Raw genomic sequence first — 12,349 nt, forward strand, 5'->3', positions numbered from 1 at the left:
ATCCAATGCTTCTGAATATAGTGTCTTTTTTATTAGTTGAAATGGATATGAAGTCCACAAATAGGCTGCATACGATAAAAATACCTTCGAAAAAAAATATATTATGGAATTCAATTATAGCCCTGGCGGCAATTTTCAGCAGCAGAATATCGAGGCGATAGTCTCTCGAATCAATTTTCAGAGTGAACAAAATGATCTTCCCTCGCTTAAAATGGAACTTCAGAACGCTATGTTTGTATTATCAAAGCTTATCGACTTAGTTCATGATAAACGCGTTGGATTTCCCAAATGGATGCGTCATATTGAAGTCCTGGCAATTAAATTCGTACAACATACATCATCTGTTAATCATCTTGCGACACCTTTACCGTTGTCTTTACTTGAAGACGGGAATAAAGTATCCGCGTTCGATAGGGCATCTTTATTCGTGATTGCTCGCGCGCAAATCGAAGCATTTCTTACGTTTTATTATTTGATAATTTTACCTGAAAGTCATCCCCAAGGGGAATTTTATGATATGGTTTATGAATTGAGTGGACTTTGTGGTCGTCAGGATATGCCCACAAAACAGAAAAGTAGCCAAGAACAAAAAACTCTAGATGCTGCAAGAATTGCTGTATTACGGAAGGGAATCGAAAATCATCCGTATTTTTCAACTCTTGACGGCGATATGAAGCGTAAAGTTAAAGGTAAAAAACCTCCTGCTCGCCTTTTTGTTGGATGGGAGGAGCTTATTAAACAGTCTCATCTAAATGAACGTTTTTTTGTACCTCGATGGAAATATTACTCTGGATATGCGCATTCGGAGTTTATAAGTTCCCTACAAATGCAATCTATTTTCAAAGATCATAAGTTTGTTATGAGCGATGTATGTAAAACTGTAGAAATGGCGTTAATGGCTGTTTGCGTTGTCATAACCGAGCTCCTCAACCTGATTCCCATATTACAAGATGACTATAGTTCTATTTGGTCTGAAGAACAGCGTATTAGCATTTACTTTTATTCTAAAATTGCCTTAAAACCTAAACTGAAGATTAGTCGGAACTTCACTCCGACAACTGCTGTTAACTAATGTATATTCTCTACCATTTTAAGATTGCGATGATCCAATGACGTTAAAAAGCATCTGAAATGTTATCCATTAAACATGTTTACTCTTAACATAAGCATGGTAATAAGGAATTTTGCCATTGCTCTTGTGCGGATAGCAACCAGCTTTTGAGTACCGCACAACAAGCAACACAGATAATATGAACTTGCATTCCCGTATAAAACTTATATTTACTGCTGATTAAATTTATTGTTACCCCCTACCCGTCTAGTTACCCATTATGAATTTAAAATATGCGATCTACACAGGAGTATTGATAGGAGCTACTCTCATTCAGGGTTCCGCCTCTGCTCAAAACAAACCAGGAGGAACGCGCCCCACCGCCACAGCTGCAACCATTCCTACCGCTTATACCAACACTTCTATTAACTATATACGAACATGGGAGCCGGACATGCCGTTGGCTGACACCAGTTTGGTAACGTCTTCCGACAGAAAGATTAGACAAGTCAAGCAGACAACCCAATATTTTGATGGTTTGGGCAGACCTCTACAGACAGTTTCAAAAGGAATTAGCCCTAATGGAAAGGATCTTATAGTACCGGTAGTATACGACGAATATGGCCGTGAGAGCTATAAATATCTGCCATTTGTACAACAAACATCCAGTGATGGTAAGTTCAAATCAGATCCCTTTAACGCTCAGAGTATTTTTTACAAAAACGGCCTGCTTAATCCAGGTGTCGCCGGAGAGAACATATTCTATACTAAAGTAGAATATGAACAATCTCCACTCAATAGACCGTTGAAAAGCTATGCTCCAGGTAACAGTTGGGTAACCCGGCCTATAGAGAACCGCTATGCGGTTAATGCCGTGAGTGACTCTGTCAGGCTGTGGAATATGGGCGCTATCCTTCCCACGAGCACGTCAAATTATGGTGCTGGACAATTAGAGAAGAATGTTGTTTTAGATGAACAAGGCAATCAGCTGATTGAATTTAGAGACAAAGAAGACCGTCTCATATTAAAAAAGACGCAGATATCAAGCAATCCTGGTACTGGACATGTAGGCTGGTTATGTACCTATTATGTATATGATGATCTAGGAAATTTACGTTTTGTTATACCACCTTTAGCCGTAGAAGCGATCAAAGGTACATGGGCAATAAATGATGGTATCGCCGATCAGCTGTGTTTTCAATACCAATATGACGTAAGACAACGAATGATCGTCAAAAAAGTACCGGGCGTTGGTCAGATCTTTATGGTATATGACGTTCGCGACCGACTTGTATTTACCCAGGATTCCGTTCAAAGGGCTAAATCTCCGATGGAATGGATGGTTACTTTTTACGATGGACTAAACCGCCCTGTAATGACTGGTATATACCAAGGTAAGTCTACCAGGGCAGCTTTACAGGCGACCATGAATACCGCTACTTCTTTACAGCCGATCTCGTATATTGCTTCCGCTAAGGCCGATCTGGCTTTATACAGCCATGAGGGAAATTCTTCATATACTGCAACCAACAGCATCTCTATGCTGGCGGGTTTCGATACAGGCAGCAGCGGTGTGACTGCCATGGAGATCAACCCTAATGCAGCCGGAGAACACCATGATCATAAGTGCGACGAATCCTTTGCCCAATATACCAATATCAGCGCTGACGCCTTTGACATATACGTTTTATGATAATTATGACTATCCGGGCAAATTAGCCTTTGTAAGTACCGATACATCCAAACTACTTGCAGCGGATACACTATACCCTGAGAGGCTTTCATTAAGCAACATGACCAAAGGACTTGTTACTGGTAATAAAGTAAGGGTACTCGGTACAGATAAGTGGCTGACCACCACAACATATTATAACGACAAAAGCCGGATTATACAGGTAGTCAGTGAAAATAATCTTGGAGGCAAGGATGTGTTAACCACTTTGTACAATTTCAAAGGGGCGGTTTTAAGCACATACCTGCATCATCAGAATCCTAAAAGTGTTACACCTCAAAGCACCTTGCTGACGAGCATGACTTATGATCATGGGGGCAGATTATTGACGGTGCGAAAGCGCCTGAATGACAATGTGAGTCAGGAAAAACTAATTGCTTCAAATAGTTATAACGAATTGGGCCAACTGAGATTAAAACGTCTTGGAGTAGCAGCTTCGGGAAGCATGCTCGATACGCTGAATTACACTTACAATATCCGTGGCTGTCTACAGGGGATTAACAAGAACTTTGTGAACAATGGGCTAAGTACATCTAATTGGTTTGGTCAGGAGTTAAGCTACGATTATGGTTTTGATTCCAGTCAATATAATGGCAATATTGCTGGGGTTAAGTGGAAAACCCGTGCCGACAGTACCTGGGCTTATGGCTATAGCTATGATAAAGCCAGACGCCTGACAGAGGCCCATTTTACCCAGAAAGCCGGTAGTAACTGGATACAGAATAAAAAGGATTTCACTGTCAGTAATTTGACATATGATGCCAATGGAAATATTAAATCCATGTGGCAAAAAGGTATGATAGGAACAAAGATAGACACTATTGACCGGTTAACCTATTCTTATCTGCCTAATAGCAATAGGCTCTCAGCAGTAGCCGATCCTAACCGGGCAAAGACAGCCTCAGCCGGCCTTGGAGATTTTATTGACGGTACTAATAGTGGAAACGACTATTTCTATGATGGCAATGGCAATATTGTGGCAGACTCCAATAGACACATCAGCTCCATCAAATATAATCATCTGAATCTTCCTTCAGTAATTACAATCGCTGGAAAAGGTACTATTAGCTACCAATATGATGCGACCGGTGTTAAATTAAGCAAGACTGTATTAAATAATACCGGAAACACTCCCACGACAACCATAACTGACTACGTTGGCATTTGTATATAAACAGGATAGTATTGAATTGATTAGCCATGAGGAAGGAAGAATTCGCCCTATATACAAGACAGGTGATTCAATCCGTTATGCCTATGATTATCTTGAAAAAGATCATCTGGGTAATGTCAGGACAATTTTAACTGATCAGGCAGATTTTACCGTATATGCGGCAACAATGGAGACGAAGGTAGCTGCTCAGGAACTAGCATTATTTAGTAATATAGAGGAAACCCGAGTAGAAAAACCGTCTGGTTATCCAGAAGATAAAACTACAGAAAATAACAAATTTGTAACAAAGCTGAGTGCAAAAGATGGCGGAAAGAAGATCGGTCCATCTCTCGTGCTTCGCGTAATGGCCGGAGATACAGTTCAAATTAATGCGCGGGCATTCTATAAATCCCAAGGGCCAATAGATGATAATCAGAAAGTCCCGGTAGAAGACATAATAGTGGGATTAGCGCAGGCATTTGGTACCCCTACAACTGTTAATAGTACACATGTTTCGGATTTAGCTATCAACAATACTCCTTTTAATGCGGACTTTTATAATAACAATTATGAACGTTTAAAGGAAAAAGGCAGTGAAAGCGGACAAGCCGACCGCCCCAAAGCATACTTAAATTTCGTTCTGTTCGATGACGATTTTAAATTAGTTGAGGAGAATAGTGGAGTAAGGCAAGTAAAGGAGAGTCCAGATGAGCTTCAGGAGTTGGGAGTAGAGAAAATGGCTATTACGAAAAATGGATTTCTCTATGTTTATACGAGTAATGAAAGTCAACAGGACGTATTTTTCGATAATGTCGCTTTGGCCCTAAACAATGGACCACTGTTGGAAAAGACGCATTATTATCCATTTGGACTTACAATGGAGGGCAATTCATCCAGCGCATTAACTGGAGTAAACTATGCTAAAAACAGAAAAGAGTATAATGGCATAGAGCATACCAGGGATCTGGATATTAATCAATATGATGCTTTCTTCAGGACACTTGATCCACAGACAGGCAGATGGACACAGGTTGATCCGAAAATCGAGTCGATGGAAATGTGGAGTCCTTATGCTTCAAACTATGATAACCCAATCCTATATAGTGATTTTCTAGGTGACGAACCTGAAGGACCTGGCGATGGCATTAAGAAAACAGGTCTGGTAACAGGTAGAGAATACACCCTTACGGCTCCAACAGATTTTAAATCATCTTTAGCCTTTGCGGGCCAGTATGCGCTGGGTGTGTTGAATGAAGGTGTTGAAGCAGTAAACCGATATATTAATCCGTTGGTACCTGCAGCTTAAGCCCTCGTTGGCAAAAGTTATGAAAGTGGCTTTACGGAAAACAAATCCCGGATACTGGCCGGAACTGAAGTAGCTGCATCTCTTATTCCTATGGGTAAGGTTGAATTAGGAGCAGCAAAAGTGGCGGAAAGGTCTTTAATCAGTTTGGACAATAATGCCTTAGTGGGCGCTATTAAGGGTGGGGAAAAAGAGGCGGTAACAGCTGCTATTGGATCAAACAAACCGATAGTTTCCATTACTGCGGCAAAGGAGTATCTTTCATTTGGAACGAAGGCAGAATTGAAAGGTTTTATGAGTGAGATTGGCGCGACCATCAGTAAGAATGGTGGATCCGCCAGCAAAGCAGCTGCATTGCAACAACAGGCAGTAAGTCTTGGGCGTTCATTACACAAAAACGACGCTATGATCCTCGCAGGAGCAATGAACAATAAGGCTACAGTGCTTACTGCAGACAAAAGGTTTGCTAATTTTATGAAGGCAATAGGCTTTCCAACTAAAAACTTTTTAAATTTATGAGTTCATTTAATGTACTAATTACGGAAGTTGCATGCCCAGATTGCGAGAAAAGGCATGAAGCACGAATTCAATTCAAGTTTGGCAATACCTGGCAGTTACAGTATAAAATTGGAGACAAAGTGACTTGGGGCGGCAATGATATCGGAATCCCAAACCTTAATGAAGTAAATGCTTATGGCATTATTGAATCAACAAAATGTCCTTATTGTAATAAGCAGGATATCGTTGAAGAATATGACATTCTAATTAAAAATGACGTTATAATGGGGATTTCTCCAATGGCAAGTATGGAAAATTATTTGGGAGAAAACGGAGAATATTTTGTGGTGACATAGAGCAAATCATCTGCAATAGCCAATATTTCAATTAGTATCCAGACTAATTGCACCAGAAATTTATTTCTCAATTTTATTATTACAAAGTGGATATTCCATATCTCCACTATCAAATGCACCAAATTGGCCGACGCCATCAACACCTTAACTTGGTTTATAAAGGATGGGAAATGGTCAGAATATCATTTTATTCTTTCTCTTCTTCATCTTCGCTTTCAACCCAATTTTCTGACTTGAATGTGCTGAGAGAACGCCGGTAAAGGTCTTTATAAATACTCCGCTCAATCTCAAGCTGATCAATGTACTGGTTTATTATGAATTCTGTTACCCGTGACGACTGGCGGAAATCCTGGCAGGCGAAGTAAATGTATCGGTTGCCTTCGTAGGTTTCCCTGCCAAGGTAAATATGGCCATCTTTTATAGGTATTAATTCGATAAGCTGATCTTCAATGAGGTCCATGAATTTGTTTGTTTCAGAGGTTGGCAGGCCCTCATTGTGACTGCCATCGTATTTAATATTTACTTTGAGTATCCAAGGATGGGATGCGGCGCGATCCCAGTCCATTGCTCCGGTATTGACCATGATCATAACGGGATTACCATTTTCGCTCTGGGCCTTTAGGCTGGCGTAGCAGTCATTTTCCTTGTTGTACCTTACGTTTTCATATTTTTCGACAAACTCTTTTTGTCGCCATTCCAGATAGCTTTTTAGCTTGTCAATCGGAATAAGGTCTTTTTCGGCCTTTGATGGGCCTTGAACCGATACTGAATCTATAACGGTGACTGACTTTACTTCGCCCAAATAGTTATCTAAGAACAAGTATACTCCTTGTATGATTTTATTGGCCACAGAGGGAGTATCTGTATAATCATTGTGAATGACGGTAATGCAGATGCTGTCCGGGCTGTCTGGGCTTGCAGTGGCATAGAAATATAGATTTTCAAGAGTGAAAGTATATCCTTGCATATCTATAGTGGTGCAATTTAGATCGGATTCTGGCTTTGATGCGATGAATCTCCATCCATGGATCTCGGGGGCAGCTGCTACCAGGTCTTCCATGAATGGTATATTTTTAATTTCTCCATCGGCGGTGAAGATAAGTTCTGCGATGTCATTTCCATCTATTCCAGCAAGAAAGTAGTATCCGTCCCTGATTTCGGTAAGCTTTTGCATGAGTGGGTCGAAAAAATTTTTGTCTATGCCGTTGCTGTCTTCATGCTTTAATATGCTGTAAAAAGTCTTTTGATGTTTGCTAAACCATTTCCAGAACGCAGCGTATTGCTTTGTTTGTTTCTTTTGTGCTTTCTGGAAGTCACTTTTGCTATTCGATAGCCTCATATAAATCGTTTTTGGGATTCTGTTTGAATGAGAAAGGTAAGAAAATTACAGAAATTTTAGGGTTGGTTAGGAATGGTTATACGATTCCATGTTAAACGGAAAAATTCCCATTTTTGTTAGTAATTAGTTCTTTTCTTCCTGTCTTCAATTTTTACTGGGAAATTTAGAAAAATAAAAAGGCCGCCTTTATAAGTAATTGATATCAACGTGCCCAGTAATGGAGCGCTTTCGAACCAGTTGGTATCGATAATGTGTAAGTTATTCCAGAGGGCTACAGATCCTCTCATGAGATGTTACCTTTTGATATATTGGGCAACCATTAATTAGGTTATAAATCTATGCAAATGAAACAGATCCCTAAATACTGGAAAATTGTATGCTCTCGTCATACGTCAGTTCTCTATCAGGCTCAAATTAACACGAAACATATATCGGAAAGACTGCTGGAGCAATTTATTAGAACATTAATATCTAAGTATGCACTGTCTGACAATGAAATCATGGAGCAGCATACGAGAGTTCCCTTTAAGAACAAAAAAGATTATATAAGTGTCGTAAGAACCGGCTGTGACTTAAACGAGCCTCTAAAAATTAACTTTTCCTCTCAAGTCGCAGATATTTATGTTGATGTTTGTTTAACTGAATAAATATTTAATGGAAATGAGTAACCCCTAAATATTATTAGATAATAGATATTCTAGCTGAGGCAATAACAACCTTCTTATTAATTTGATGACTTGATTGCTTCTGCATTTACTTTAACTTTTTAATAGATTATGAACCCAACACAAGTAAATCCTGCTGCATGGCAGGATCATGAAGTTATATTTGATATGGAGGGATTTTCGGCAATATGGGGAAGATATGATAATGATGATAATTTTTGTTTGGGTGCTCGTTGGAATGGAGGTGAAGATGAGCGAGGCTATCCAGGGCAAGACGCCTATCCTCTATGGTTTGTGATTCCAGATTATCTTACTCTTTCTATGCTTGAAAGACTCAATACGAATGCTCTTCAGGGCGATTTAAGAGCGGCAAATGGGAACCCTATTCAATTAGAATCAATAAGGCAATCCGCGTATTTATGAATCAATCTGATTCTTGAAATGTTAAATTGAAAATTTGAAAGATGCCTCTAAAGGAATCGAACTGAAATGACAAATCCGCTATTAGAGCGAATTTGTCATTTTTGTGCCCAGTAGCGGTAAATTCTCGAACCAAATAAAGCTGATGATTAATAAATTATTCTAGAACAGGAGATAATTACACCTATTCCAGCTGAATTTTTGACTTCAATTATATAATCGTTTTACCGGAATTTATGTATATTATAATCATTTTACTGTAGAAGATTTCTACGAAACCGTTTACAAAAATTCTCCGTACTCCCTAAATGCGAGTTGGGAAATAGAGTAACTACTATGATAACGATACAACTGAAAGATTTTATTAAAACTGGTAACTTTGGTCCCCTGACAATCGGCTCCTCGAAGGGTGAGATTTTACAAGTATTTGGGGGGACATATGACTTAGCTGATTGTGGTGAAACGCAAATAATTAAGTACGGGTGGTATGAATTTTTTTATTGGACTGATAATGAAAAGATTTTCGGAATTCAAAATGACCATCTACTAGCCGACTGTGTCAATCATAGCGAAATGATTAATTTTAAGAATAGATTTTTTACAATTGATAAATGGTTTTTGAAAGAGAATAAAAGTATAACTTTTAGGGAGGTTATTGAATGTTTAGAACAGGAAAACATCCCATATAATATAGTTCCGGCGTATGATGGGTGCGATGAAAATATTATAAAATGTGTCAATAGTAATGTGACTTTTGACTTTGTAAATGAACATACGTTTACGGAGGTTACGGCAAAGGGGAGATTTAAAAATCGGAAAGAAATTAGGGTGGCGCATCAGTTGGATTATGTCTTAAACGGAATCAGACTATTTAAGTATTAAAGTATTAGTGCAATATTGACTAACCGTAGGCTTTGGCTAAGTGTGAAAGAAAAGAAGGTAATGCTAAAGCCCCGAGAATTAAACTTGATCTCTAGAGTTTAGCTGCCCAGAGCGGACCTTTGTGATCTTCCCACTTCTGCGCCCAGTGCGGAATGTTTGTGAGCCGCTTATGCTTGGTTATTAGTAAATTACTTTCCTCGTTTTAACTATTTTGCGGCTTTTGCATTTTTGCCTATGTTTATTTCAAACCTATATTAATGAGTGGAATTTCACACGCAATCACCATGGCTCTGGAAGCCGTGATCAATAGAGCCACGAAGAAGCGCGTTGAAGCTAATTGGGAAGGAAGATATATTCTTCGCATGCAGAAGGCCTACAGCATTTTAGGATGGGTCTGTGGGATGATTGCCTGTACTCCTATTGTGGTTCTTTTCTTTGAAGTGCCTAGTGATATTAGTGGGTGGATTGCCCTTGGTTTTCTGTTTTTCTCAATGGGGTTTGCTGCAGCGCTTTGTATATTATATTATCGTAATCACCAGGTGGCTTTTGATAAAACCTACATTGAAGTGACCAGTCCATTGCGCAAAGTCACAACCTCTACTTGGGATAAGGTTGTCAGAACAAAATACAGCTATAATGCCGGACTTTTAACGCTTATAGACAGCGACGGTCAAAAGTTGAAGATAAATCACCACCTGATAGGGCTTTCCACATTTGTAAGCATGCTAGAAAGTAAAACCGGTCATCGGACTGGCTTAGGGATCAATAGGCAATAAGTGCTTTCATTCATTTAATTCTACACAGGTTCGCCAACATCATCCTCAAGCTGGTAGGAGTTTGGTTATGTTTCGCTTAAAAGGTTAAAGAGATTAAGCATCGATTTGCTTTGAGAAATCAGCAGAGTCGAGAACTGATAGGATAGCATTTGGAGACTGCACCTTGAGATTGTGAAAGCTAATAACCAGGTTTCTGATGATATGCGCGTTGCCAATTTCACATTTTTTAGTGTAAATGAATTGTTTTTCTACTAATTTTATCAGCATATTATCTAATGAAGCATAGAAAGCTTCCTAAATAAAATATTATGTCTATAAAAATTACTGATGAATGTATCGGGTGCAGCGCATGCGAAACTGAATGCCCGAACAATGCTATTTACGAGAGTGGTGTGGAATGGGCAATGGCAGATGGCACCTCACTTAAAGGCACCTATGTCATGATGGATGGATCTGCTATAGAGGCCGACCAGCGAAATACTCCACTGTCAAATGACTTTTATTACATCGTTCCTGATAAATGCACTGAATGCCAGGGCTTCCATGAGGAACCGCAGTGTGCGAATGTATGTCCGATAGACTGTTGTGTAACAGATGAAATGTACCGGGAGACTGAAGCGGAACTATTGGCCAAGAAAGAAAAATTACATGTTTAATCCGAAATCATAAGGAGCTATAGGGGAGAAAGGGCTAATTACCTTTTCTCCCTTTCTTTTTGGGAGGCAAGTCCTACGAATCGGGATACTTGAAAGCTCGGCTTCTTTACTGGAATCGAACTTTTTATGATTGAATAAGAGAAAGTTAGAGTGAAAGTGAAAATTGCCAAAAACGACAAACCCGCTCATTGAACAGGTTTATCGTTTTACGTGCCCAGTAGCGGAGCACTTACGAACCAACTGACTAGGTGTCGATTTTATTATGCGCATTGTTGCTTCATATGGCAAATGTAATTCCTTAAGACTACAGAAGGCGTTTTGTTATAGGAGGACCTGAGGTAAATGACAGATTGCAATAGATAAACCTAGCTAAAGAAAAGTAGATAGATTACCCATCGCCAGTTGGCTAAAATATTACCCAACTGTCAGATTAATCAAAGCTATTTTATATAAAACATCTGAAAATAGACGTCAAGACGTTTTATTTCAAGTCAATTCATGCAGGTGGACATTGTCTACATTGTTCTACAATTTTTCCCGAAGGAAGTAGCACTCTTTCCGTCCCGCATGGACAATTTAATGCTACAGTATTTCCTTTCAGTTTAAATTCCTGAATTGAAAATTCATGTAAACCGTTTTCTACAAGCAAAGCGTTAAATTTCTCAAACAACTCATCTATTTTCGGCTCTATTTTGTCTTTCGCTTTTATAGCTTTATTTACAGCGACTGACTTCTTTTCTGTTTTGCTATTGATTTTTGCCATTTTTGAATTATTATAAGTTTATACCAATAAGTAAGGAATCTTTGATCGTAGTTTCATTTCCATTTTCGTCTAACAGAATGGCTCGGAGCATAACAGTAGTACCTATTGGCAAATTTCCGATGCCATAATATATGTTGATTTTTGACTCTGCATTGGAGCGATAATTCATTTCACGAAGCCTGCCATTTGCAGGTACATAACCTGTCAGAAAATCTTCTACCTTCATAGTGTATCCAGTGCTCACTTTCCCCCCATTTGCATTTGATAAAATACCGGTTAATAATAGCTCTGTCTGGAAATTGCTTCCAATACCTAGTGCTGAAGATTGTAACTTGAGCAGGGATGGAACTGACTTTGTAATTGCGACTGAATCTTTAATGATGTAGTCCGTTTTCTCCTCCGGAAGATTTGGTTCAACTGAAATGACCATGGTACCTGGGGAAAGTGTAACCTGCACCGATGATTCTATTACAAACTTGCCGTTCTTGAATTCGGGTTTCTTAATAATTTCGGCTTTCCCATTTTCAGGAAATGTACCAAGGCTTGTCTTTAATACAAACTCTTGTTTGCTTTTACTTATATTGGGATTAACCTCACATATTATTTTTACCAACTGGTTACCGTCGCCGACGGCAGTAGCTGTACTTAGTTGCAGACCTATGAATATATCGGCTGTCGTGACGTCATCCTTTTTGCAGCTTACCCAAAAAAAGATAATACATAGAAAGAAAATAGTATTTTTTGCACTTCTCATA

At 39.1% G+C, this 12,349-nt stretch carries 14 protein-coding genes; 11 read left to right on the top strand and 3 right to left on the bottom strand.

What is annotated here, in order from left to right; translation table 11 throughout:
• Positions 1–103: 103 nt before the first annotated feature.
• From BLR32_RS08035 to BLR32_RS08050, 6 genes are all read left to right on the top strand, one after another.
• Positions 104–1,072 (top strand): hypothetical protein, encoded by a 969-nt coding sequence (locus tag BLR32_RS08035; RefSeq protein WP_089830431.1) that lies wholly within the window; start codon positions 104–106, stop codon positions 1,070–1,072.
• A gap of 259 nt (positions 1,073–1,331) precedes the next feature.
• A complete protein-coding gene (locus BLR32_RS34320; protein ID WP_245705380.1) occupies positions 1,332–2,744 on the top strand; it encodes a DUF6443 domain-containing protein in 1,413 nt (470 codons plus the stop codon).
• A 100-nt stretch (positions 2,745–2,844) separates the two neighbouring features.
• Complete coding sequence (locus BLR32_RS34325) at positions 2,845–3,957, top strand: hypothetical protein (RefSeq protein WP_245705381.1); 1,113 nt, start codon at positions 2,845–2,847, stop codon at positions 3,955–3,957.
• Positions 3,941–5,242, top strand: coding sequence for an RHS repeat domain-containing protein (locus BLR32_RS34330; protein WP_245705382.1), 1,302 nt, complete (start codon positions 3,941–3,943; stop codon positions 5,240–5,242). Before BLR32_RS34325 ends, BLR32_RS34330 begins: the two co-directional genes overlap by 17 nt.
• A 90-nt stretch (positions 5,243–5,332) precedes the next feature.
• On the top strand, positions 5,333–5,758 hold the full coding sequence (locus BLR32_RS08045; RefSeq protein ID WP_089830432.1) for a type II toxin-antitoxin system VapC family toxin: 426 nt from the start codon (positions 5,333–5,335) through the stop codon (positions 5,756–5,758).
• Positions 5,755–6,093 (top strand): hypothetical protein, encoded by a 339-nt coding sequence (locus BLR32_RS08050; RefSeq protein ID WP_089830434.1) that lies wholly within the window; start codon positions 5,755–5,757, stop codon positions 6,091–6,093. Before BLR32_RS08045 ends, BLR32_RS08050 begins: the two co-directional genes overlap by 4 nt.
• Positions 6,094–6,280: 187 nt before the next feature.
• Here BLR32_RS08050 and BLR32_RS08055 read toward each other — a convergent pair whose 3' ends face one another.
• On the bottom strand, positions 6,281–7,432 hold the full coding sequence (locus BLR32_RS08055) for a DUF695 domain-containing protein (RefSeq protein WP_089830436.1): 1,152 nt from the start codon (positions 7,430–7,432) through the stop codon (positions 6,281–6,283).
• 344 nt (positions 7,433–7,776) lie between these two features.
• Between BLR32_RS08055 and BLR32_RS08060 the strand changes: the two genes are divergently transcribed.
• The 5 genes from BLR32_RS08060 to BLR32_RS08080 all read left to right on the top strand — a co-directional run bounded on the left by BLR32_RS08060 (position 7,777) and on the right by BLR32_RS08080 (position 10,831).
• Positions 7,777–8,079 (top strand): hypothetical protein, encoded by a 303-nt coding sequence (locus BLR32_RS08060; RefSeq protein ID WP_143011392.1) that lies wholly within the window; start codon positions 7,777–7,779, stop codon positions 8,077–8,079.
• 129 nt (positions 8,080–8,208) lie between these two features.
• On the top strand, positions 8,209–8,520 hold the full coding sequence (locus BLR32_RS08065) for a hypothetical protein (protein ID WP_089830440.1): 312 nt from the start codon (positions 8,209–8,211) through the stop codon (positions 8,518–8,520).
• 333 nt (positions 8,521–8,853) lie between these two features.
• The gene (locus BLR32_RS08070) at positions 8,854–9,399 is read left to right on the top strand and encodes a hypothetical protein (protein ID WP_143011393.1); all 546 of its coding nucleotides are present in this window, start codon (positions 8,854–8,856) and stop codon (positions 9,397–9,399) included.
• Positions 9,400–9,656: 257 nt separating this feature from the next.
• Complete coding sequence (locus BLR32_RS08075; RefSeq protein ID WP_089830445.1) at positions 9,657–10,175, top strand: hypothetical protein; 519 nt, start codon at positions 9,657–9,659, stop codon at positions 10,173–10,175.
• 308 nt (positions 10,176–10,483) lie between these two features.
• Positions 10,484–10,831: a 4Fe-4S dicluster domain-containing protein gene (locus BLR32_RS08080; protein ID WP_089830447.1), complete on the top strand. Its 348-nt coding sequence runs from the start codon at positions 10,484–10,486 to the stop codon at positions 10,829–10,831.
• Positions 10,832–11,327: 496 nt separating this feature from the next.
• On the opposite strand, the gene BLR32_RS08085 is transcribed toward BLR32_RS08080, so the two are convergent.
• Together BLR32_RS08085 and BLR32_RS08090 are read right to left on the bottom strand one after the other, a co-directional pair.
• Complete coding sequence (locus BLR32_RS08085) at positions 11,328–11,594, bottom strand: hypothetical protein (RefSeq protein ID WP_089830449.1); 267 nt, start codon at positions 11,592–11,594, stop codon at positions 11,328–11,330.
• A 10-nt stretch (positions 11,595–11,604) separates the two neighbouring features.
• Positions 11,605–12,348: a hypothetical protein gene (locus BLR32_RS08090; protein ID WP_089830451.1), complete on the bottom strand. Its 744-nt coding sequence runs from the start codon at positions 12,346–12,348 to the stop codon at positions 11,605–11,607.
• Position 12,349: the final 1 nt, after the last annotated feature.

The organism is Chitinophaga filiformis (assembly GCF_900102545.1).
Taxonomy (GTDB): domain Bacteria; phylum Bacteroidota; class Bacteroidia; order Chitinophagales; family Chitinophagaceae; genus Chitinophaga; species Chitinophaga filiformis.